Genomic DNA, 21,873 nt, shown 5'->3' on the forward strand with positions numbered 1-21,873 from the left:
GGCGAAACACTATGGGGCGCCGGCCAGCGTCGCTACGCTCCGGAAGTGTCCAGACAAGATGAGATTCAGTGTCCAGTCAGGTGAGAATGCACGTTGGTAGCGGGGGTCGGATTTGAACCGACGACCTCTGGGTTATGAGCCCAGCGAGCTTCCAGACTGCTCCACCCCGCACCGCTTTCTTTCAAGTCCTTATTGTGTTCCATCGAAACCTAAAAATCAACCGCCCCGGCGAACTTAACAGTATTGGTCACTTGTTGACAATCCCAACTACAACCTCATATGACAACATTACTAATATCACCTTGACAGTAATTAAATATAATCACAATAATTAACAATAACTATTGACCACAACGCCCAAAAGCAGGATAATGCTAGGTTGCCAATAGTTGAATCTGGTAAATGGCTGGCGTTGCGCGCGCGTCACTCGATCGCGACGTGATTGAAACAGCCCAACGCGCAAACAGGCGGCATGATGAGAGCAAGCAAAAAAATGGCGAGAAACACGGTTGCGGCGGCGCTCGCTATGTGCGCGGCGATTATGCTCGTCGCGGCGCCGGTGGGCCTTCACGCCCAACCTGCCGGTGACATTGCCTCAAAAAGCCAGCAAGCCGCGCAAGTCGCTCAAGAAATCAATGCCCTCGACAAAGAAATGTCAGTGCAAACCGAGGCGTATAACCGTGTCAAGATAGACCTCGACGCTATCACCGATAAAGTCGAAGTTACTCAGAAACGCCTCTCCGAAATACAGCAATCACTCAAAACGCGCCGAAATCTGCTGAACGGCCGAGCGGCCTCAATGTACAAAAACGGTCGAACATCCATGCTGGAGGTTCTTCTCAAGACCAAGGACTTCTCCGAGTTCCTGGAACGCGCGGATTACATGTCCAGGGTGGCGCGCAACGACGCTGAACTCGTCGATCGCATCAAGAGCACGCGCGATTCCGTGCAGTTGCTCGATCGCCAACTGAATGAACAGCGCCGCCAGCAGCAAGGCCTGGTCGAGCAGTCCGAGGCCAAAAGAATACAGGTGGAGACAAAGCTCGGCGAGCGCCAGACCCTGCTCAACGGCTTGAATCAGGACATTCAGCGCATGCTCGCGAGTGAGCAGCAGGCCCAGCGGGCGGGCGATGAAGCCCTGAACCATCAAGCCGAAGATTACCTGTCCACAATCCCGAATGGCGCCGTCGCGAAGGCCGGGTTGCGATACCTGGGCGTTGTTTACCACTGGGCGGGAGCGGGCCCTGGCAAGTGTCCAACCGGTGTGCACAGTATCTGTTTTGACTGCTCCGGTTTGACCATGTACGTGTACAAGCTCTACGGCATCGACATCCCGCACAACGCCGCGATGCAGTTCAACCGTGGCATCAAGATCCCGCTCTCGCAGGCGCGCCCCGGCGATCTGGTATACTTCGGCTCACCCCCTCATCACTGCGGGATGTACCTCGGAAACGACATGTTCCTGCACGCCCCGCAAACTGGAGACGTGGTAAAAGTGAGCAGGCTCTCGAGCAGACACGATGTAGAGGGACTCTGCCGGTTCAGCAAATAGCGCGATAGCGCGATTTATCCTGCTCATTTAACTTTGGGGTCTTTTTTTTAAAGTCGATCGTCCGTCCAGAGGGGTCAGACGCCGTCTACCGCTCCGTCTACCGCAACCAGGGGTCAGGTACCGTCTACCGCTGCGCGGTAGACGGTGCCTGACCCCAAAGTTAAATTTGCGGTAACATACTCTCGTTATGCAAAGACGATTGAACCTATGTAACAAAAGAACAGTCATAGCCGCGCTTCTCCTGTTGCTCTGCTGGATCACATTCGTGGCGGGTTGCGGCGCGAAGAAGCCCGCGAAGACCACGCCCGGCGATAGCGGAGCGAGCTTCAAGTTCATCGTATGCGGAGACCCCCAGAACAATTACGAAGTTTTCGATCGCGTGCTCGAGGCGGCCAAATCCGTAGATTTTCTGATAATCGCGGGTGACCTCACGGGCGGCGGCACACCAACCGAGTTTCAGAACTTCATGAACAAGATGAAAGCGAGCAATGTGCGCTACTACTGCGTCCCGGGCAACCACGACGTCGCGACATCAAATGTGAGCTACGCGAGCTATGTGGGCCAGACTCACGGTTCATTTGATTTCAAAAACTGTCACTTTCTCCTGATCGACAACAGCGTTCCGAGCCTCGGCTTCTCCCCGGGGATGCGCGCGTGGGCCGCAGCGGATCTGAAGGCCGCAAAAGCGAAAGGTTTCGAGCACACGTTCGCTGTAGCGCACGTGCCGCCTCGCTACCCCTATTCTTCAAAAGCTTCAAGAGAACAAATCGCCGGTATAAACGCGAACGAGAATCTCGCTCCGGTGCTGTCCGCCGGCGGGGTCGAGGAACTGTTCTGCGGACACCTCCATAGATATGAAAAAGAAAAGGAAGGCAACCTGCTGATTACGATCACCGGCGGAGCGGGCGGGCCGCTTCTTGGAATGGACGGTTTCCACCACTACGTGCTGGTTGAGATAAACGGGCGGCGGCGGATCCAAACTGTTGTCAAAATATAATCACACCGGGAGACAAAAGTAGATGGGCAGGAAAAAAGACATCAAGAAACTCCTCGAAGAGGTTTTCGGAAAATACCCCGGCTGCAAGCTGATAGAGCCACTCAAGAGTGGCGCGTGCCTTCAGGCCACTGTCGAAGGCAAGGATTATTCGATCGAAAAGGTCGAGCGCGAGATTGTCATCTCACAGGGAGCGCACGAGAACCCCGACCTGTCCGTCGAGCTGAACCGCGCGGCGTGCGAGTATATGGCCGCCTCTGAGAAGCTCGAGGACTTTGTGATCAGGGCGCGCGAGTGCATCAACCAGACCCACGATGACTGTGTAATGACCTACGAGGTCAACGCGGGAATTCCGCGGATGCTCCTCCGTGGATACCTCGATTTCGCGCGGACACTTCGAATAGTCTGACGCTGACGCGCCGCTATTTCGCCTGCTGCGCCAGTTGCTTGAGCACACCACTCAACTGATTCAGGATATTTCCGTATCCCGCCCAGTCCCCGCTCTTTTGCGCATCCACAGCTTTGTTGTAAAGATCAAGCGCCTGCGTAGCCAGGCTTTGCATGGCCGGCGACGGAGTGACAGGCGTTTTGGATGTGGTCGATGGTGGCGGCGCGGCGCCGAACGCGCGCAGAACCGCCTTGTCCAGTGAATCCTCCATGATGACGTTCTGGTTATAGACAACGATAACCCTCTTGACCTGCGGGATCTTTATCTGTGTCGCCTGCAGGTACAGCGGCTCGACATATAGGAGTGAGCCCTCTATCGGAATAACCAGGAGATTCCCGCGTATGACTTCCGAACCCGCCTGCCGCCAGAGAGACAACTGCTTTGATATCTCCGGATCCTGCTCTATCCGTCCCTCGACCTGTTCAGGGCCGTATATCAACTTGCCCGACGGGAAGATGAAATTCACCAGCTCCCCGTAGTGCCCGTTGTCCATCCGCGCGCCGAGCCACGATATCATGTTCTGCTTGTTGTGAGGCGCGAACGGGATGAGCAGAACCATCTCCTCGGAACTCTCTCCGGGCAACTTCAGAATAATGTAATACGGTTGCATCATCTGGCGCTGGTTGTTGTACTGCTCTTGCGGGAAATCCCACTGGTCCTCGCGGTTATAGAACTGATTCGGGCTGACCATGTGGAACGTCTGAAGAACGTTGGCCTGCGCCAAGAAAAGATCCTCGGGATAGCGCAGGTGTTTCTTGATGTCGGGAGGCATGGCGTCAAACGGCTTGAATATCTGCGGGAATATCTTCTGATACGTTTCTACCACCGGGTCACTGGAATCGATCACGTAAAGCGAGACATCTCCCTCGTACGCGTCTATGACAGCTTTGACGGAGTTTCTCACGTAGTTGCCCATGCCCGCTGTGGGCTCGGAATACGGGTACTTGTCAGTGGTGGTATAGCAATCCACCACCCAGACCAGCTTGCCCGCGTCCGTGACCACGAGGTAAGGGTCTCCGTCAACTTTGAGAAACGGCGCGCACTTGCTGATGCGGTTAGAGATGCTACGGTAGTACATTATCTGAGATTTACCGCGCACCTGCCCGCTGAGGATGAGGTTGACGTCCCTGAACCTGATCGAGTACAGCAACTTGCGCCAGAAGGATTTGACCTTTATCCCGCCTGTGCCTTTATAGACAGCGCGCACTTCCTTGTCTCCCTGCGGGCGATCGAACTCTCTCTCGGTTGTGTTCGTCACGACGTAGTCGTTGGAGAGTTCGCCGAAATAGATCTGCGGCGTCTTTATCTGTATGTTGGTAGGCCCTGCGGGAGGAATATCCTTGATGATGAAATCCGGGTTGCCCTCCGATGTGACATCGTTGCTCGGGGACATGACGGCGCCGTAGCCGTGGGTATAGACAAGCGTATCGTTGACCCAGGTGCGCGCCGACTCGGGCAGTTGCTCCTGAACCATCTCGCGCGCGCTGATCATCGTCTGACGGTAATCGTTGTTGACCGTGTAACGATCCACGTCCACGTCGTTGAACTTGTAGTACTGCCTGATGGATTGCATCTGCCCAAAAGTGTTGAGAATCGGGCGCGGATCCCATAGCCTTATGTTTTGAATGGTCGCCCTGTTCTTCTGGATAACGGTATCGTTCAAGTTATATTCGGCCGGGTAATCCTTCGTCTGCACGTTATTGATCTTATAGGCATCGCGCGTCGCGTCGATATGCCGCTTGAGGTAGGGCTTCTCACGACTGCTCTCGGCGGGCTTCACGCGCCAGGACTGCACGATCGCCGGATAAATAGTGCCGCCAAGAAGCGCCACAACGATCAGCGAACCGACGACTATGACCGGAAGCAGCCAGCTGCGCGCGCGTACGTTTACCAGCAGCACGACAGCCGCGCCGAGCGCGAGCGCCAGCATTACCCACAGCGCCGGAATCAGGGCCCTGGCATCCGCGTAACCGACGCCGTAAACGACGCCCCCTTTGGAGAAGAGCAGCTCGTACATATTCAGCCGGTATGAGTACGCCTTGACCACGAATACCGCGGCCATCAGCACAGAGAGATGCGCCAGGACATGGGACGAGAACATGTCCCAGCCGCCCTTTAGCCTTATGCCGCCTTCAAAGACGTAGATAATCGCGGTAACGACCAGCACAAACATGAACGCGCCAATGAGCCAGTCGGCGAGCGCGCGGTGGAACGGGTAGGAGAACACGTAATACCCGATATCTTTGCCGAACACCGGGTCGGTCTTGTTGAACGCCGAAGGGTTGAGCCACTTCAGAATGATGTCCCACTTGCCCCCCCAACCTGAGCCGGCAATGAGCGCCGCGACGCCCGAGAAGATCACGAGCCCGACGCTCACGAGTTTCTTCCAGGCGCCCTTTGCCTTTTCGATTATCTCCTCCAACGGCGAACCCGCCAGCTCGAACTTCTGCTCGGGGGATATCTTTCGCGCAAGGAAGATGTTCCCGTAGAGAAGAACAAAAAAGGCCAGACTGAAGGCCACTACCGAGAGTATCTTCGCCACCAGCGTCTTATAAAACAGGTTCTGGAATCCCACATGGTTATACCAGAGCGCGTCCGTATAAAACTTCGAGAGTGGCTCTATTACGAGCACTATGAACAGCAACAGAAACACGAGGGCGAGCAACGTTATGCGCCCTCTTGTGAACTTGCCCTTTAACTGCTCGCGCAGGCCCGCAGCGCCTGAGTCGCGCAGTTCCTGCAGCCTCTTGCTGAAGTCCTCGATATTTTGTGGTCCTACTGACATATCACTCCTTACCTAACAGCCGCCTGTACGTTTCTACGATGCGTGGCATGGCAACTCCTGCCTGCTCAAGAATTGTAACATCCGCGAGATCGTCGCGGGCGGTAGGCGCAACATTAACGAAAATCAGATGCGCCCGGTTGCGATGAACGCACTCTGGCAATGAGGCCGCCGGGAACACATCGAGGCCGCAACCGATGACAAGCATCAGATCGCAGCGCTCCGCGAGCTCCACCGTGCGCTGGAGGACGGAAGCGTTCAAGGGCTCGCCGAAGAGTATGATATCCGGTTTGATGACCCCTTTGCACTCCTTGCACACCGGGATTCCCTCGCGCAATGCGCACTCTTTTATCTCCTCATACGTGTAGTTCGCGCCACAACTCAAGCACGTGCCTGTGCGATAAGTGCCGTGCAGTTCGAGAACATCGGTCGTTCCGGCGCGCTGGTGCAGGTTGTCGATGTTCTGGGTTATGACCGCCTCGCATTTGCCAGAGCCCTCGAGTTCGAAGAGGGCCAGGTGGGCCGGGTTGGGTTCCGCCGTCTCCAACATGGGATTCAACTCCGAGGCCATCTCCCAGAATTTGGTGGGGTCGTTGACGAACGACTCGAAGGTCGCGCAAGCCATAGGATCGTATCGCGTCCAGAGTCCCCCGGCCGAGCGAAAGTCTGGAATGCCTGACTCGGTCGAGATGCCCGCGCCGGTAAGGGCGACAACCGTGCCCGCCCCGTCAATCAGCCTTGCCGCTCGCTCTATCTCTTCACTCAAGGTTAGATCCTCACGCAAATCTGCATACATAGGGGTCAGGCACCGTCTACCTTTCCGTCTACCTCAAAAAAGCATGTGTCTTTCAAATGTCCGGATAGATGGGAAACCGGCTAATGAGATCCGCGGCCTCGGCGCGCACCGCATCCAGCGTGGACTCGTCGTCGCCGCTCTTGAGGGCTCTGGAGATCAAGTCACCCAGAACTTCCATGTCATCGGGCTTCATGCCGCGGGTGGTGACCGCCGGTGTGCCGATGCGTATGCCGCTCGTCACGGTTGGTGGTGTCTCGTCGTAGGGGATCTCGTTCATGTTGACGTTGATGCCGACTGAGTCCAGGATGTCCTGCGCCTCCTTGCCGCTTACGCCGGCCGGGCGCAGGTCAACCAGAAACAGGTGCGTGTCGGTGCCACCCGACACGATTCTGAACCCTTCCGATGCGATTCTCCGGCATAGAGCCCGCGAGTTCGCCACTATCGTTTCGGCGTAGCGCTTGAACTCAGGCGCCATCGCTTCCTTGAAGCAGACCGCCTTCGCGGCAATGACGTGCATGAGCGGGCCGCCCTGAATGCCGGGGAACACGCTCGAGTCGAGCCTCTCGCGGTACTCGTCGGTCGTGAGAACGAACCCTCCGCGCGGGCCGCGGAGCGTCTTGTGTGTGGTCCCTGTCACGAAGTCCGCGTGCGGCACTGGGTCGGGGTGGACGCCGCCGACAACGAGCCCGCCGAAGTGCGCCATGTCAACCATGAGCAGGGCGCCAACCTCGTCGGCGATCGACCTGAATGCGGCAAAGTCGATGGTCCTCGGATACGCGCTCGCCCCCGCTACTATGATGCGCGGCTTCTCGAGGCGCGCGAGTGCGGCAATCCGGTCGTAGTCCAGGAGCTCGGTCTTCCTGTCAACGCCGTAATGGACGACCTTGTAAAGCATCCCCGAGAAGTTCGCGGCCGAACCGTGCGTGAGGTGCCCGCCGCAGCGAAGGTCCATCGCCAGAAGGGTCTCTCCGGGTTTGATCGCGGCCTGGTACGCGGCCATGTTGGCCTGAGCGCCCGCGTGCGGCTGCACGTTCGCGTGCTCACAGCCAAAAAGCTCTTTCGCACGCTCGACGGCAAGCGCCTCCGCGATATCCGCGGGCTCGCAACCGGAGTAATACCGCCTTCCGGGGTAACCCTCGGCGTACTTGTTGGTGAGTACCGACGCCTGCGCCTCGAGAACAGCGCGCGAGGTGTAATTCTCGCTCGCTATGAGGTTGATCTTGTCGCGCTCCCTGTTCAGCTCGAGACTCAAGGATCGGAATATCTCCGGGTCGAATCTCGCCAGCGCCCAATCGCTCATCCGTGAATACAGGTCAACTCTCCCTTCCGTACTTGCGCTCAATCTCGCGAATCTTCTCGAGCCGTCTCAAGTGGCGCGCGCCGGGCGCGTCATCCCCATCAAAATCTGTCTCGAGGAAAACTTTACACGCATTCATCGCTTCCTGTGCAGAGAGGATGCGCGAGCCCACTGTTATCACGTTTGCGTCGTTGTGCGCTCGACAGTACTTCGCGGTGTAAAGCTCGTTGCATGCCGCCGCCCTCACGCCCGGAACCTTGTTGGCGGCTATCGCCATCCCGGCGCCGGTTCCGCACACAAGAACGCCCCTCGCGGTTTCACTCATACTGACAGCCTCAGCCACCGCCAGCGCGATATCAGGGTAGTCGCACGATTCCTCGCTGCGGATCCCCAGGTCGTTCACGGCATAGCCCGCCTCGAGAAGCGAAGCCTTTAGAAATTCTTTGAGCTGAAAGCCGGCGTGATCACTTCCGAGGAAAATAATCCGCCCGCCGGTTATGTCATATCTGTTCATCATGACTCCACTATCGCCAGTCAGCCGAAAACACAAAACTCACATCAAATTTTAACACGACTTCCTTGAGCCGCGTCTCGACCCCGCGGTGATCGAGAACAACATGCGGGTGCCCTGGCTCGAAGGTCCCGGGGTCTGGCCCTTCGATGAGCCGGGGGGAGCCCGCGCCGGACGGGGAGCCCGCGAAGGCGTAAGCCCGGACTTCTCTGAATCGAATAGCGCAACGCGCGATTAACTCGCCGGCCGGCCCATCTTTGGAACGCCGGCGGCGCGAGAGGGGGTGACGCCTGCCCGGAGGTGTGACCTTCGTCTTGGGGAGAGGGAAAGTACAGAACTTTGTGGGCTTAGTGGCTTAGTGCCCCATTCCATAAATACGGTAACGTATCGAGAGCGTCGATGCGCCGTTCCTGCAAGGCGCGCGACCGAGTCGTACTCGGTGAGTACGGCGAGGAAGCGGAACGCAGCAGGCGCGGATGCAGCGGCGTTCGAATGCGAGCGTATTTATGGAAAGGGGCACTTAGCTTACGATTGTGAAGAATGGGAAAACATTTTTTCATTTTCAAACACATCAATCAAGAATAATCAACCATTTTCTCTTGTGCGCAAACAATGACTATGCCTGCTCTTTGTGGACAAACGAAAATGCCAATGTTGCTGAAGCGATTTGGGAAAGGAGGTTGATGATGAAGCAGGATCAAATATCGGAGAGGATCGTGGCCGCGCCCGGCGCTTCAGATGCCCCGGTACAAGCGCCTGCGCGCCCGGAGGCGCCTGTCGCCCCCACTCCGAGTGTTCCCACCGGTGAAAGCGCGCCTCTTCTCAAGCCGTTGCTCGAACGACCGCTCGAGGGCGAGCTTCCGGACATAACCGAAGTTGATTAGAGCCCAATCAGAGGTTGAGTTTGAATGTGATGGAACATCCGACGAGTTCTGGCGCGGTAAATTTCCCCGTTGGCGGACAGGAGGAGCATGTCTTTATCTGGATAACTCCAGGCAGAGCTGATCGCGCCTGGCCGCAGCCCTCTGACCCTCTGGAATTGTACGAGGAAGGGTCCCTTGAAAACATCCCCAACGAATTTTCGATCGGCTTTTCCAGTTGGCGCGAGGAGGCGCGCGAGGAGGAGCTTCTATCACAAGCGATTGAGGACCAGTGCTACGCGGAAGGTGGCTTCGTGAAGCGCCTCACGAAGCCCTCCGATTTCGAGCAAACGCGCGCAATTTTCAATTCTACAGGGGATTGCCTTTCTGTCGAAGGGGCGGGGCTTAACCACCTGATCTGCGACCTTGCGACGGGCGAGCGAGTAGAGCCCAGCTTTATGGTTAATTCCTCATCAAAACTCAAGGGAATCCTTGGGCGCGCCCTCACACGAATTGACGAAGACAGCAAAGGATTTTTCGTGACCACACACCCCGGATCAATCCCGCGCTTCGGCCATCGTGAGCCCTTCCGTCTGTTCCGCCACATTAATATTTACAGCCCTGTCCAACTCGACGACACGGAGATGGATGAGTTTTCAAGCGCGCTTGTCTCCCTCATAACGTTGCTGGGTTCCGGTGGTCTGGGGCCTTCAGGATTTTGCGTGTCGCCAACTGCCGCAGCCACGGTTACGCGCCGCGTAAGACGGAACTGGTTCGCCCCTCCATACATCGTCGCCGAGAAAATTTGCGATGTTCTTTCGGCCCCGCCCAATGTTGAAGCACGGATGCACGTGGCCCTCGACCCTGCCTGTACGCCCATGGGAAGCGCTCTTGGATTTTTTTGCGTTCAACTGCTGTATTCGATGTTCATCAACAACTGTGCTCCTCTCGGGGGAAAGAGGCTTAGCAATCCCGCGCGGGCGGCGCATACCTGGGCAAGCAGGCCTGGAACCAGGTGCGCTCTCGCAGGAGGCGGGAAAACGAACGCATGGGATCTTGCCCGAGAGTTCAGGATGAATTTGGAGAGGTTCCGTAAAGAGGTTCGCATGAGTGGCGAGCACGAAGCTCTCGCCGACCTGCTTGACCGGGGTATTCAGGCAGCGACCGCAGGGGAGAAGGAAGACGGTTTCCTCGCCACTCACTTTGAATACTATCGCAAGCGGGATCTCTACGAACGAGTTCTTCGAGAAAACTTTGGAATCACCATAGAGAGATTCAACACGCTGTGCAGGACGCTTTTCCATGCGGGCATTCCACCATACTGGCTGGAGCAAATGTCGATCGCCAGCATCGCCAAGAACATCTCAAAAAAGAGCCCATCGTCGCGCGCCAGATTTGAAGCATTTATGAAAAGGTCGAAGCTGACTAATGACGACCTCAGAGCGGCGGCCTCGTGTTTCCGGAAGATGGAGCAACTAGAACTCTCACTCGGTGTTGTGCATCCCAACCCCGACGGGCAAATTTTTCCGGACGCGGAAAAAATGTGGCGGCAATTCACGGGAGAGCACTCACAAACGACGCCTACTGCCACGCGCGCGGATGCCCGTGCCAGGCTGGTCTCCTACGCCAAATTTCTTGAGGTGGATCCCAATGGCATTGCACTGGACTGGGCCAATTCCTATTGCTGGCCGGGCAACGACGATATGCTCGAAGTCATAGTTTCGCCTATGGGAACACCCGACAGCCCGCGGACGGCGGCGGAAATGGTGCATCTGAAGTTCCGAGAGTCGGATATCGAATTCATTATGGAAGAAGTTCCATCAGCGCTTCCTTTCAGAGACGCCCTCCGTGAGGAAATGTTTTGCCTGCGATCATCGGAAGCCAGACGTAAGCGACGACGTGACGAAGGTGCTCAAATGAAGCTCTTTGACGCCTACAGAGGCTTACGCGACTGAAAAGTCGCCGGCTCGAGAATTATCAGAATGCTACTACTACTTCTCGGGAGGCGCTTCTCTCGTGTAAACGCAGTTGGTTCTTAAGATGCCATTGAGCAGATCAAGTGCGCCAACTGCGGCGCCACAGATGTCGTTGAGATAAAGAGCAACACATACGCCTTCCGCTCCTGCGAGACCATCTTCAAGTACCAGGATCCAAGCCACTCCGATGTCGACGTCCAGGTAGCCCCCCAGTTCTGCGAGGAGGGCTGCGGCAACCCCATCAAGTACCGCTACGCCATCTGCGGGAAGATTTACAGAGGATTATGGGCGTGGCCCCTCCTCTTGAACATGTAAAGAAACTCCTTTAATATGTTGATGAACAATTACTGGCAATAGATAACTATTAATTCCTTTCGTATGTTGACAAGGAATTCCTATGAAGGATTCAAAATGAGCTTGAAAGACGAGGCCACCTCATGGTGGGCAAATATGATAAAGAGGGGTCGGAGTGTAGTGTCGACCGAGGAAATGCCCGGTCAGAGGCAGAGGGAATTCCTGGCAAAGGAAGGGTTCCTGAGTAAGGGTGCCAGAGGGTTCTGGATACTCAAAAAACCCGAAGACAGCCTGGAGGATATATTCCCGATTATTTATTGGCAACTGGTAGAGAAGACGCTGTCTCGTTTTGATCACTGGTCGGTTCGAGGTCAATCCGCCCTATTGCTTCTAAACGGGAGTCAATGTGCGCAGGAGCAGCTTCTGGTTCGAACAAGAAAAAAAACAAACTGGAAATTGCAACTGCCTCTCGGCTTCAACATTTCGCTTGCCTACGATGCCGATTTCGATCAGCGGCTCATAAGAAAGATGCAAGTTGCGCAGGCGAAGATTCCGGTAGACAGACCGGAACGAGTTCTTGTCGACACTGCGAAATTACCGGTGACCCTGGAGACCAGGAACTTTGTGGCCGGCGCCGATTTCGACCCGGGAGTAATCGAAGCGATCTATGCCACCAGACCTAAGCCGGTGCTTTACAAACGCCTTATTCATCTGTCTGAGGAATCAGGCAGACCCGAGCTGGCCGTGATTCTTGCAAAAGCCATTGAAACTCACACACACTACCGGGTCATAAAACGTGCCACATCCGGCGAACAAGAACATGTGTCAAGGACAAAACCGGATTCCCCGCCGTGGGTTCTTCGCCAGGAAGACCTGTTCAACGAGTTTGAGCAGGTTCTGCGCGGGCACATGGCCCGGAAGATCAGCAGGATCAAGAGGCAACCGTTGAGAGAATTGCTGCGTCAGGCGAAAGAGCACAAGCGGTACGACACGTACCACTCAACAACCCTTGAGGGATATAGAATCACGCCCGAGGAAGTCGATGCTTTGCTGTCCGGAGTTGTCCCCGGAACGAGGAAGGACAACAGGTATTTTGAACAGGTCAGGAACCGAATGGCGATAATCGGTTACGCGGGGGCGTTCGATTTTGTCCTTGGACGAATCAAAGGAGATTTTGGCCGACCTGTGGTCGATGAGCAATTGATCAAAGATACGTACTGCCAGCTCTTCAAGCCCTCGGCTGATGCTGGAATCACTGACTATCTTGGTCTCACCATGTACCGGAATGCCATTGCATTCATCAGGGGAACGCCCTACACTCCCCCATCTCAAGAGAAAATCCCTGAGCTTATGGCAAGTTTTGTGACTTCTCTCAATGAAGTGGAGAACCCTGTTGTCAAGGCAGTCCTCGCACATTACTGGTTTGTAACGATACATCCGCATGTCGATGGCAATGGCCGAACCGCAAGACTCCTGATGGACTACCTCCTTGTTTCGTCGGGATATCCATGGGTAACGATCCGCGTCGACCAGAAAGCCCGGTATTTTGACGCTCTCAAGCAAGGTCAGGTCGCGGGTGACGTCTTGCCGTTTGGTGAGTTCATCGTGGAGTTGATAAAGACCGCCGGTTGATAATCGTCAACGGTGATAGCGCTGATCATGCTTGAACAGTTGCCGCTTCTCTTGCCTATCTCCATCGATGGATAGAATTTTAAGATACGGTGAGTGCGCGCGTCACCTGCCGCGCTCCCCGAGCGCATCCTCGAGCGCCTTGTTGATCGCGTCGCTCGGGATCGCGCCCTCACGCAAGACCTCGACACCGGCGCTGATATCGACCACGGTTGACTCCACGCCGCCGGGGCATGATCCCGCGTCAACGACGAAATCCACTGCGTCTCGAATCTCCTGCGCGAGTCCGTCTGCCGCCTGCGGCGCCGGGGCGCCGCGCGGGTTGGCGCTTGGCGCCACCAGATAGCCCGCTTCCTTGATTAGCGCCAGACAGAACGGGCTCGCCGGGATCCTTATTCCAATAGTGCCGCCAGGCTGACAGGGCAACTCCACCACCGGACGCCTTTCCATGACAAGAGTCAGCGGCCCTGGCCAGAAGCGCTCAATCAGAGCGACCGCGGCCGGGCCGTCCGCGACTCCCAGCAGGTTGGCGTCCCTCACCGAGGCGACCTGGACGGGAAGCGGCTTGTCCGGCGCCCTTTCCTTGATGCGCATGACGCGCTCGACGGCGCCGGCATCTGATGCCAGGGCCGCTATCCCGTACACTGTGTCGGTCGGAATGACGCCGATGGCGCCGCCCCGGAGCGCCTCCGCACAACGCTCTATGTCGCCGCGATCGAACTTCTCCTGATCGGTTTTAATGACGAGCACGGCTATCCCCGCCTCGCGCGCGCTATGCGCGGCCTGAGCGCCAGATCCTCGAAAACCTCGACGTCCAACCAGCCCGCGGACTCGAGCTCTTCGGCAACCACGTCGGCGTGGCTTTCGTCCACCTCGAGGGCGAGCCATCCGCCCGCGACCAAGCGCGGCGGCGCTCCGTCGATTATCCGTCTTATGACGTCCAGCCCGTCGGGGCCCGCGAAGAGCGCCTGCTCCGGCTCGAAGTCGCGAACTTCCACCGGCAGCGAATCGCGCATGGCCACCGGAATATAGGGCGGGTTGGAAAGGATAAGATCAAATGGCGCCACGCCATCGAGCGGCTCGAAGAGGTCGCCCACGCGGACGTCAACCCTGCCCTCGACGTCCGCTTTAGAGGCGTTGCGCGCGCACAGGGCGGTCGCGGCCTCGTCGCAATCGACAGCCACAAGAACGGCCCGTGGGCGCTCCACCGCGATGCTTACGGCGATGTTGCCGCAGCCCGTGCCAAGATCCAGTACGCGACACGCGGCCTCGGGTTCTTCGAGAACCTCGAGCGCCTTTTTGACCAGCACTTCCGTCTCCGGCCTCGGGATGAACACGCCGGGCGCGACCTCGAGCGTCACTCCACGAAAACCAGCTTCACCCGTGATGTACTGTAGAGGACAACCACCCGCGCGACGTGCCAGCGCCTCACGATAAGCGTTCGCTTCAGCCTCCGCGAGCGGCCTGTCGAAGTTTGTGTAGATGTCCAACCGTGAGATGCCGAGCAGGTTGGCCAGCAACAGCTCACTGTTCAGACGCGATGACGCCACACCGTGCCGCATCAGATACTCGGACGCCTTTGCGAGATACTCGACGAGATTCACGAGCCGGCGCCCTTGAGAGCCTTCGCCTTCTCATCTCCCATGAGCGCGTCGGTGATGTCGTCGAGGTCGCCCTCCAGGACGGCCTGGAGCTTGTGAACAGTCAGCCCTATCCTGTGGTCGGTGACACGGCCCTGGGGAAAATTGTATGTGCGTATCTTCTCGCTGCGCTCTCCCGTGCCCACCTGGTTGCGCCGCTGTTCGGCCTCCTCCTGCTGCTGCTTATGCCTGATGGCATCAAGCAACCTTGCCTTGAGGATGCGCAACGCCTTCTCCTTGTTCTGCAGTTGAGACTTCTCGTCCTGACAGGAGACGACCAGTCCGGTAGGCTTGTGTGTGATGCGCACGGCCGAGTCGGTCGTGTTCACCGACTGCCCGCCCGGACCCGACGAGCGAAACACGTCTACCTTGAGATCGGACGCCTCCACGGTGACGTCTTCAGCCTCGGCCTCGGGGAGTATCGCGACAGTGGCCGTCGACGTGTGGATGCGCCCACTCGACTCAGTCGCGGGCACGCGTTGCACACGGTGAACCCCCGACTCAAACTTCATGCGCGGCCAGACCTCCTTGCCCTCAAGCGAGAAGATGACCTCCTTGAAGCCACCCATGTCGGACGGGCTCGCGGAAAGCTTCTCGAGCTTCCACCGATGATTCTCCGCGCAGTGCGAGTACATGCGGAACAGGTCACCGGCAAAGAGCGCGGCCTCATCGCCGCCGGTTCCGGCTCGTATCTCGGCTATGATGTTTCTGCCGGCCATCTCGTCACGCGGCAGAAGCAATTCCTTGATCTCTTCACACAAGTCAGATTTCGCGGAAGCAAGCGTGTCGATCTCCGAACGGAGGAACTCAGCCATCTCGGCGTTCGTCTCATCGAGAAGCATCTCTTGCGCATCGGTGAGCTGACGCTCGAGCTCGAGGTAGCGATCATGGGCGGCGACCACATCTTTGAGACACGAACGCTCACGCGCGAGCTCGCGGTACTCCTTCTGGTCGGCCATCGCTTCAGGGTCGGCCATCTTGCGGTCAATCTCGTCGAATCTCTGTTTCAAAAGTTCAAGTCTCTCAAACATGCCATCAGACTTTCACGGCCACGGCAACGTCAGGGGCGCTGCCGATCGCCGCTTCGAGCGCCAAAATCGCGACCTCGAGCTGCGCCTCGTCCGGCTCGCGGGTCGTGAGCTTCTGGAGGAGCAGGCCGGGCGCCATCAACACCTTCGTTGCGCGAGAATCCTCGCGCTTTCCGGCGAACTTGATTATTTCATAGGAGAATCCGGCCACAAACGGGATCACCACCAGCCGCTCGAGCACGCGGAGCGCGAGCGCCGGCCTCCCCATGAGCGAAAACGCGAGTATGCTGACCACAAAGACAATGAGCACAAAAGCTGTTCCGCATCGCACGTGGGCCCTCGAAAACTTCGCGGCCGACTCAACTGTCATCGGCGCGCCGGACTCGTACGCGTGCACGGCCTTGTGCTCCGCCCCGTGATACATGAAAACCCGCCTTATGTCAGGGATCAAAGACATCGCCGCCAGATACAGGACGAATATCGTGATCCTGATGCCACCCTCAATCAGGTTGTAAACCACCGTGTTGTCGATGACGCCGTCGAACTGATGCGCGAGCGCCGCCGGGAGAACGACGAACAAACCAAAGAACAGGCCAAACGCTATGACCAGCGCGATCGCGATCTGCGGCGTGGAGACAGGCGCGGCGCGTTCGCCCTTTATCTTTCCGTCACAAGATTCTCGAACCACGGGTTCGTCTGCTTCACTCTCAACAACGTCTTCAAGCGATATGCCACCGCTGATGGACAACGCCTTGACACCAATAATGAGTGAATCCGCGAGCGCGAACATTCCCCTGATTGGAAACCTGTTCCATCGCGGATGCTTCCGGGCGAGGGTCAGAACCGGGTTGACATCGACAAAAATCTCACCGCAGGGACGCCGCGCCGCAAGCGCCCACCTGTCGGCGCCCCGCATGACGACACCCTCGATGACCGCCTGTCCACCGATCTGGAGTTCTTCGCGAGATCGCTCTTGATCGCTCACCAGAGGCCTTCTGTGCGCCTCAAACGCCAGGGGACTTCTCGCCCTTGCTTTCCTTGATGTTCATGTGAGACTGAAACCGCTTTTGGAAACGTTCTACGCGCCCGCCGGAATCCACGAACTTCTGCTTGCCGGTGTAGAAAGGATGGCACTTCGAGCAGATCTCGACACGCAGTTCCTCACTTGTGGAACGCGTATCAAACGATTCGCCGCAAGAGCAGGTGACTTTCGTCTCCATGTATGGCGGATGTATGTCTTTCTTCAAAGTGATCTCCAGTTCGCGTATTCGGAATTGCTCAAGAATCATAGCACAGCTAACTTGACCACTCCAGTTGACCCATTCCGCGTCTGTTACCGCGGCTCCTTCACCTGCGACAGGAACTGCTCGTTGCCATTGGTCTGCCTAATGCCATCGATCAATATCCCAATAGCGGCACTGGGATCGAGCGAGTGCAAAACCCTGCGCAGCTTCCACACGTTGGCGGCCTCCGCCGGATCCATGATCAGCTCCTCTTTGCGTGTGCCCGACTTCTCGATGTCAATTGCAGGGAAGATACGCTTGTCGGCGAGCTTGCGATCCAGATGAAGCTCCATATTGCCGGTGCCCTTGAACTCCTCGAATATAACCTCGTCCATGCGGCTGCCTGTGTCCACAAGAGCCGTCGCGATGATGGTCAAGCTACCGCCGAACTCGATGTTGCGCGCCGCGCCGAAGAATCTCTTTGGCGGGAACAAAGCGGTCGAGTCGACGCCGCCCGACAGGACGCGCCCGCTTGCCGGTGAGCTCAAGTTGTAAGCCCTGGCCAGCCTCGTGACGCTGTCCAAAAGTATCACGACGTCACGCTGGTGCTCCACGAGCCTCTTGGCCCGCTCCAGCACCAGCTCGGAAACCGCGATGTGATTATCTGAAGGCTGATCGAAAGTCGAGGAAACGACCTCTCCCGTGACCGATCGCTCCATGTCCGTAACCTCTTCCGGTCGCTCATCGACCAGCAGAACCATCAGAAAGACCTCGGGATTGTTTTCGGTGATGCTGTTCGCGATCTGCTTGAGAACGGTTGTTTTGCCCGCCTTGGGCGGCGATACTATAAGGCCTCTCTGTCCCTTGCCGATAGGCGCTATGAGATCGATGATCCGCGACGTCGTGTTGCGCGCGCGTGTTTCCAACCTGAGACGATCCTGCGGGTACAATGGCGTCAACGATTCGAACTGGCGGCGTTTCTGGGCGACGTCGGGGGCGTCCCCGTTGACAGACTCGATGCGCAGGAGAGCGTTGTACTTCTCCGAGTCCTTTGGCGGCCTTATCTGCCCACGGACTTCGTCGCCTCGCTTGAGGCGGAACCGGCGGATCTGAGACATCGACGCATAGATATCCTTCTCCGAGGGAAGGTACCCGGAAGCGCGAAGGAACCCGTACCCGTCCGAGAGGATATCGAGGATGCCCGAGCTTATGCCATCCTCCTCTTCCTCGACAGCCGCCTTGACGGGGGGAAGTGGAACGTGTTCTTTTGTAATCGGGTCTATCGGCCCGGGCGCGGCGCCGTTACCGCCGGTCGCCTCTTTTAAAATGGCGTCAATGAGATCTTTCTTTCGCAGTTTTTTGACGCCTTCGAGCTCGATAGCCGCTCCAATCTCCTGGAGCTCGGCCAGAAGCTTGCTTTCCAGCACACTTCGATCAATAACTTCCATTTCCGTTCGTACCTCCTTGAAGCACGCGCCTCTACAACGGTGCAACGTTTCCTTTCTCTCTTACAGATCCTTGATTTTTTCCCAATCCGCCAGGAACTTCTCGATACCGATATCGGTCAACGGGTGGCAAGCCATCTTCTTGAAGGTGTCGTACGGTATCGTCGCGATGTGGGCGCCCGCGAGCGCCGAATCTATGACGTGCCGCGGGTGCCGCAACGATGCCGATATCACCTCGGTCGCCACTCCGTAATTCTCATAAATCTTCATTATCTCGGAAAGCGTCTCCATGCCGTCGTTGCCCGCGTCGTCGAGCCTTCCGAGAAACGGGCTCACAAAAGACGCGCCCGCCGCGGCCGCGAGCAACGCCTGGTTCGCGGAAAAGATGAGCGTGCAGTTCGTCTTGATGTCCTCGGCCGACAACGCCTTTATCGCCTTCAAGCCCTCCAGGCACATCGGTATCTTCACGTTGACGTTGTCCGCGATGGCCGCGAGTTCGCGCGCCTCCACGATCATCCCCGCCGTCTCCATCGAAACCGCCTCGGCGCTTACCGGCCCGGCCACGATAGACGTGATCTCCGCGACGCATTCGCGGTAATTGCGGTTCTCTCTGGACGCGAGACTCGGGTTTGTCGTTACCCCGTCCAGAACTCCCCAGTCGTTGATCTCGCGAATGTGCTCAACATTCGCGGTGTCAATAAACAGCTTCAAATTTCCTCCTTCCAGCAAGCCGAAGAGTGTCTTTTTAGTTTTTAGAATCTTTGGAACTGGCAAGAACAAACAGCCTCGACGACCTCAAACTCGGGATTTGAAATAGCGTGACCGCGAAGCTTCGCAACGTAACCAGAATTAAACTTATTGTACCTGTATGTATCCTGTCAAGGCAACTTAACTTTGGGAGCAGGTCTTTTTTTTAAAGTTTAAGAGGGGTCAGGCACCGTCTACCTTTCCGTCTACCGGCACCGTCTACCGCTAAAGCGGTAGACGTTGCCTGACCCCAAAGTTAAGTCCACGTTTTACCACGGTGAAGGATCGAGGAGCTTTCCCATCAGCCGCCAACCCTGCTCAAAACGCGGGCCGCGCTTTGCGGCCTCGGCTTCATTGAAACCGGGGGCGCCCGAAGCTGAAATACCCGCGCCGCAGATGGCAAAGGGAACGGGTGAGCTGTCGTGCGTGCGCGTCTTGATAAGCGTAGGGTGGTCGGGCGCGACCATGAGCCGGTATGGGGCGCCCCGCGAAGCCAGGTGCTCGAGCACCGGCGCCACCACGCTCTCGTCAAAGCTTTCCAGCGCCTTGACTTTCTCGTGGGCGTCTCCTAAGTGTGACGCTTCGTCAGGCGCCTCGACGTGCGTGAAGACAAAGTCACCGCGCTCGAGTGCGTCAATCGCGGCGCGGCCTTTAGCCGCGTAGTCGGTGTCCAGAAAACCCGTGGCGCCCTCTACGTCGATTATGGTGAGCCCCGCGAGACGGCCTATGCCGCAAACTATATCCACCGCGCTTATGACCGCTCCAGTCACGCCGTACAGCGCCTCGAAAGACTCGAGCGCCGTTTTGCCTCCCTGGCCCCACAACCAGATCATGTCGGCGGAGATATCCCGCAGTTGAGCGAGAACGTCGCGCGATTTTTCCATCAACTCGATGACGCGCCAGGCGCGCGCGCCTCGAGGCATGTGAAGCGCCAGCGGCGCCTCTGTAATATCGTGCGGCGGTGTGCACTCTACGCTACCGTAGTCGCCTTTCACAAGCATGATATTTCGATATGACTTGCCCTGATAGAAACACGTCTCTTCGTCGTTCAGCGCCTTCAGCGCCTCGATAGCCCGCTCCGAAGCGGCCTGGCTGATGTGGCCGCAGCTGTAGTCGAGCATGCGCTCGCCATCTGTCTTTACCAGATTGCAACGGAAGGCGGTCCACCCTTTTGGAATATCTATGCCCAGGTTCGCGGCCTCGATGGGCGCGCGACCACTGTAGTTTGCTGTCGGATCGTAGCCCATGAGAGAGAGGTTGGCCACGTCGCTTCCCGGCGGGATACCGGGCGGCACTGTAGCGGCAGTGCCGATAATGCCATCGCGCGCGATCCTGTCCATGTTTGGGATGTGCGCCGCGGCAAGCGGTGTCTTTCCGCCCAGAACATCGAGGGAAAGATCAGCCGCGCCATCGGGAACGAGAACGGCTATCTTGAGTCCTGGCATGTTAGTGACTACCTCCGGCCTGCGGCAATCGCTTGCATTATCGCGTCGGCGTCCGGCTCGATGAGAGGAGGTGTCTGTGACTCAGCGATGGCGCGATCGGGATCCTTGAGGCCGTGGCCGGTGAGAACGCAGACGGCTGTGAGGCCGGACTCGATCAACCCGCTCTCTCGCGCCTTTATCAGGCCTGCGACCGACGCCGCGGACGCGGGCTCCACGAACACTCCCTCCTGTGCCGCGAGGATCTGATAGGCGTCCAGTATCTCGCGATCGCTGACCATATCGATACTACCACCTGATTCGTTCGCCGCCGCGACGGCCTGCTTCCAGGAAGCCGGGTTTCCGATGCGTATCGCGGTGGCGATCGTTTCGGGTTTCTCGATCGGGCGCCCGCGGACGATCGGCGCGGCGCCCTCTGCCTGGAAGCCCAGCATGCGAGGCAGCGCGTCGATCTTGCCGGCGTCGCGATACTCGCGGTAGCCCTTCCAGTACGCGGTAATATTGCCCGCGTTGCCTACCGGTATCGCGTGGATATCCGGGGGGCGCCCAAGCGCGTCGCATATCTCGAAGGCGCCTGTCTTCTGGCCTTCGATGCGGAAAGGGTTGACGCTGTTGACCAGGACAACGGGATGCTCGCCGGCTATCTCGCGCACCACGCGCAGCGCGTCGTCGAAGTTGCCGTTGACCGCCAGAACCTGCGCCCCGTGCATCAGCGCCTGGGAGAGCTTGCCGAGCGCGATGGCGCCCGAGGGAATGAGCACAACGCAGTTAATGCCGGCCTTCGCGGAGTACGCGGCGGCGGCGGCGCTGGTGTTGCCTGTTGACGCGCAGATGACGGTGGTCGCGCCGTCCTCGAGCGCCTTGCTGATAGCCATGGTCATGCCGCGGTCCTTGAAGGAGCCGGTCGGGTTCACGCCCTCGTACTTGAGATGCACCTCGAGATCGAGCCGCTTTGACAGATTGCGCGCGCGGATAAGCGGTGTGTTGCCCTCGAGCAAGGTAACGACCGGAGTCGCCTCGCCAACCGGGAGATACTCTCTGTACTCTTCGATTACACCACGCCATCGCCGTTGCGCATTCATTAGAAACCTGTCCACTCTCTGTGCCCCTTCTCCCCCTGCGGGAGAGGGTTTCCTCTGCGCCCCCTCGCCCCGGGGTCACCGCGGGCGAAGCGCGTGGGGTGGGAGAGGGTTGGGGCAGAACCCCCCT

General features: G+C 57.8%; 19 protein-coding genes and 1 tRNA gene. 6 read left to right on the top strand and 14 right to left on the bottom strand.

All coding sequences use genetic code 11. From position 1 onward, the window contains the following. Positions 1 to 94: 94 nt before the first annotated feature. Positions 95 to 171, bottom strand: a tRNA-Met gene (locus tag CVT63_05785). Positions 172 to 442: 271 nt separating this feature from the next. Between CVT63_05785 and CVT63_05790 the strand changes: the two genes are divergently transcribed. The 3 genes from CVT63_05790 (at position 443) to CVT63_05800 (ending at position 2,955) form a co-directional block, all read left to right on the top strand. After that, entirely contained in the window at positions 443 to 1,552 is a 1,110-nt protein-coding gene (locus CVT63_05790) for a hypothetical protein (protein PKQ27841.1), read from the top strand. A gap of 187 nt (positions 1,553 to 1,739) precedes the next feature. Beyond that, positions 1,740 to 2,549 (top strand): hypothetical protein, encoded by an 810-nt coding sequence (locus CVT63_05795; GenBank protein PKQ27842.1) that lies wholly within the window; start codon positions 1,740 to 1,742, stop codon positions 2,547 to 2,549. Between the two features lie 22 nt (positions 2,550 to 2,571). Next, positions 2,572 to 2,955 carry a hypothetical protein gene (locus tag CVT63_05800; protein PKQ27843.1) on the top strand — a complete coding sequence of 128 codons (384 nt, stop codon included), beginning with the start codon at positions 2,572 to 2,574 and terminating at the stop codon, positions 2,953 to 2,955. Positions 2,956 to 2,968: 13 nt separating this feature from the next. Here CVT63_05800 and CVT63_05805 read toward each other — a convergent pair whose 3' ends face one another. From CVT63_05805 to rpiB, 4 genes are read right to left on the bottom strand one after another with little or no spacing between them, the layout of a single operon-like run. Beyond that, positions 2,969 to 5,779, bottom strand: coding sequence for a UPF0182 family protein (locus CVT63_05805; protein PKQ27844.1), 2,811 nt, complete (start codon positions 5,777 to 5,779; stop codon positions 2,969 to 2,971). A gap of 1 nt (position 5,780) precedes the next feature. Further along, positions 5,781 to 6,572 carry an NAD-dependent protein deacylase gene (locus tag CVT63_05810; protein PKQ27845.1) on the bottom strand — a complete coding sequence of 264 codons (792 nt, stop codon included), beginning with the start codon at positions 6,570 to 6,572 and terminating at the stop codon, positions 5,781 to 5,783. 52 nt (positions 6,573 to 6,624) lie between these two features. Beyond that, positions 6,625 to 7,872: a serine hydroxymethyltransferase gene (locus tag CVT63_05815; protein ID PKQ27846.1), complete on the bottom strand. Its 1,248-nt coding sequence runs from the start codon at positions 7,870 to 7,872 to the stop codon at positions 6,625 to 6,627. A gap of 13 nt (positions 7,873 to 7,885) precedes the next feature. Beyond that, entirely contained in the window at positions 7,886 to 8,383 is a 498-nt protein-coding gene (gene rpiB / locus CVT63_05820) for a ribose 5-phosphate isomerase B (GenBank protein ID PKQ27847.1), read from the bottom strand. 683 nt (positions 8,384 to 9,066) lie between these two features. Between rpiB and CVT63_05825 the strand changes: the two genes are divergently transcribed. The 3 genes from CVT63_05825 to CVT63_05835 all read left to right on the top strand — a co-directional run bounded on the left by CVT63_05825 (position 9,067) and on the right by CVT63_05835 (position 13,142). Further along, positions 9,067 to 9,264, top strand: a complete 198-nt coding sequence (locus tag CVT63_05825; GenBank protein PKQ27848.1) for a hypothetical protein — start codon at positions 9,067 to 9,069, stop codon at positions 9,262 to 9,264. A gap of 29 nt (positions 9,265 to 9,293) precedes the next feature. Further along, positions 9,294 to 11,195, top strand: coding sequence for a hypothetical protein (locus tag CVT63_05830; protein ID PKQ27849.1), 1,902 nt, complete (start codon positions 9,294 to 9,296; stop codon positions 11,193 to 11,195). Between the two features lie 399 nt (positions 11,196 to 11,594). Further along, a complete protein-coding gene (locus CVT63_05835; protein PKQ27850.1) occupies positions 11,595 to 13,142 on the top strand; it encodes a hypothetical protein in 1,548 nt (515 codons plus the stop codon). Between the two features lie 102 nt (positions 13,143 to 13,244). Here the strand turns inward: CVT63_05835 and CVT63_05840 are convergent, their stop codons facing one another. From CVT63_05840 to CVT63_05880, 9 genes are all read right to left on the bottom strand, one after another. Continuing rightward, entirely contained in the window at positions 13,245 to 14,027 is a 783-nt protein-coding gene (locus tag CVT63_05840) for a threonylcarbamoyl-AMP synthase (protein PKQ27851.1), read from the bottom strand. Continuing rightward, a complete protein-coding gene (prmC, locus tag CVT63_05845; GenBank protein ID PKQ27852.1) occupies positions 13,892 to 14,743 on the bottom strand; it encodes a peptide chain release factor N(5)-glutamine methyltransferase in 852 nt (283 codons plus the stop codon). Before prmC ends, CVT63_05840 begins: the two co-directional genes overlap by 136 nt. Further along, a complete protein-coding gene (locus tag CVT63_05850) occupies positions 14,740 to 15,810 on the bottom strand; it encodes a peptide chain release factor 1 (GenBank protein ID PKQ27853.1) in 1,071 nt (356 codons plus the stop codon). The genes prmC and CVT63_05850 overlap by 4 nt, the downstream gene beginning before the upstream one ends. A gap of 4 nt (positions 15,811 to 15,814) precedes the next feature. Further along, positions 15,815 to 16,723, bottom strand: coding sequence for a DUF1385 domain-containing protein (locus CVT63_05855; protein ID PKQ27857.1), 909 nt, complete (start codon positions 16,721 to 16,723; stop codon positions 15,815 to 15,817). Positions 16,724 to 16,811: 88 nt separating this feature from the next. Further along, complete coding sequence (gene rpmE, locus CVT63_05860) at positions 16,812 to 17,054, bottom strand: 50S ribosomal protein L31 (GenBank protein ID PKQ27858.1); 243 nt, start codon at positions 17,052 to 17,054, stop codon at positions 16,812 to 16,814. An 86-nt stretch (positions 17,055 to 17,140) separates the two neighbouring features. Next, a complete protein-coding gene (locus tag CVT63_05865) occupies positions 17,141 to 18,478 on the bottom strand; it encodes a transcription termination factor Rho (protein ID PKQ27854.1) in 1,338 nt (445 codons plus the stop codon). 60 nt (positions 18,479 to 18,538) lie between these two features. Beyond that, on the bottom strand, positions 18,539 to 19,186 hold the full coding sequence (gene fsa, locus CVT63_05870) for a fructose-6-phosphate aldolase (GenBank protein ID PKQ27855.1): 648 nt from the start codon (positions 19,184 to 19,186) through the stop codon (positions 18,539 to 18,541). Positions 19,187 to 19,491: 305 nt separating this feature from the next. Next, entirely contained in the window at positions 19,492 to 20,667 is a 1,176-nt protein-coding gene (locus tag CVT63_05875; protein PKQ27856.1) for a cofactor-independent phosphoglycerate mutase, read from the bottom strand. Positions 20,668 to 20,675: 8 nt separating this feature from the next. Then, positions 20,676 to 21,746 carry a threonine synthase gene (locus tag CVT63_05880; GenBank protein ID PKQ27859.1) on the bottom strand — a complete coding sequence of 357 codons (1,071 nt, stop codon included), beginning with the start codon at positions 21,744 to 21,746 and terminating at the stop codon, positions 20,676 to 20,678. Between the last annotated feature and the right edge of the window lie 127 nt (positions 21,747 to 21,873).

The sequence above is a fragment of the Candidatus Anoxymicrobium japonicum genome, assembly GCA_002843005.1.
Lineage (GTDB): Bacteria > Actinomycetota > Geothermincolia > Fen-727 > Anoxymicrobiaceae > Anoxymicrobium > Anoxymicrobium japonicum.

Excerpts from the sequence above, each read along its gene's own strand:
- CVT63_05810 (PKQ27845.1), bottom strand. The coding sequence starts at position 6,572 with ATGTATGCAGATTTGCGTGAGGATCTAACCTTGAGTGAAGAGATAGAG.
- CVT63_05835 (PKQ27850.1), top strand. The coding sequence starts at position 11,595 with ATGTTGACAAGGAATTCCTATGAAGGATTCAAAATGAGCTTGAAAGAC.
- CVT63_05795 (PKQ27842.1), top strand. The coding sequence starts at position 1,740 with ATGCAAAGACGATTGAACCTATGTAACAAAAGAACAGTCATAGCCGCG.
- CVT63_05800 (PKQ27843.1), top strand. The coding sequence starts at position 2,572 with ATGGGCAGGAAAAAAGACATCAAGAAACTCCTCGAAGAGGTTTTCGGA.
- CVT63_05875 (PKQ27856.1), bottom strand. The coding sequence starts at position 20,667 with ATGCCAGGACTCAAGATAGCCGTTCTCGTTCCCGATGGCGCGGCTGAT.
- CVT63_05850 (PKQ27853.1), bottom strand. The coding sequence starts at position 15,810 with ATGTTTGAGAGACTTGAACTTTTGAAACAGAGATTCGACGAGATTGAC.
- CVT63_05840 (PKQ27851.1), bottom strand. The coding sequence starts at position 14,027 with ATGGCTCGCCCTCGAGGTGGACGAAAGCCACGCCGACGTGGTTGCCGA.
- CVT63_05865 (PKQ27854.1), bottom strand. The coding sequence starts at position 18,478 with ATGGAAGTTATTGATCGAAGTGTGCTGGAAAGCAAGCTTCTGGCCGAG.
- CVT63_05825 (PKQ27848.1), top strand. The coding sequence starts at position 9,067 with ATGAAGCAGGATCAAATATCGGAGAGGATCGTGGCCGCGCCCGGCGCT.
- CVT63_05805 (PKQ27844.1), bottom strand. The coding sequence starts at position 5,779 with ATGTCAGTAGGACCACAAAATATCGAGGACTTCAGCAAGAGGCTGCAG.
- CVT63_05855 (PKQ27857.1), bottom strand. The coding sequence starts at position 16,723 with ATGCGGGGCGCCGACAGGTGGGCGCTTGCGGCGCGGCGTCCCTGCGGT.
- CVT63_05815 (PKQ27846.1), bottom strand. The coding sequence starts at position 7,872 with ATGAGCGATTGGGCGCTGGCGAGATTCGACCCGGAGATATTCCGATCC.
- rpiB (PKQ27847.1), bottom strand. The coding sequence starts at position 8,383 with ATGAACAGATATGACATAACCGGCGGGCGGATTATTTTCCTCGGAAGT.
- CVT63_05880 (PKQ27859.1), bottom strand. The coding sequence starts at position 21,746 with ATGAATGCGCAACGGCGATGGCGTGGTGTAATCGAAGAGTACAGAGAG.
- CVT63_05830 (PKQ27849.1), top strand. The coding sequence starts at position 9,294 with ATGGAACATCCGACGAGTTCTGGCGCGGTAAATTTCCCCGTTGGCGGA.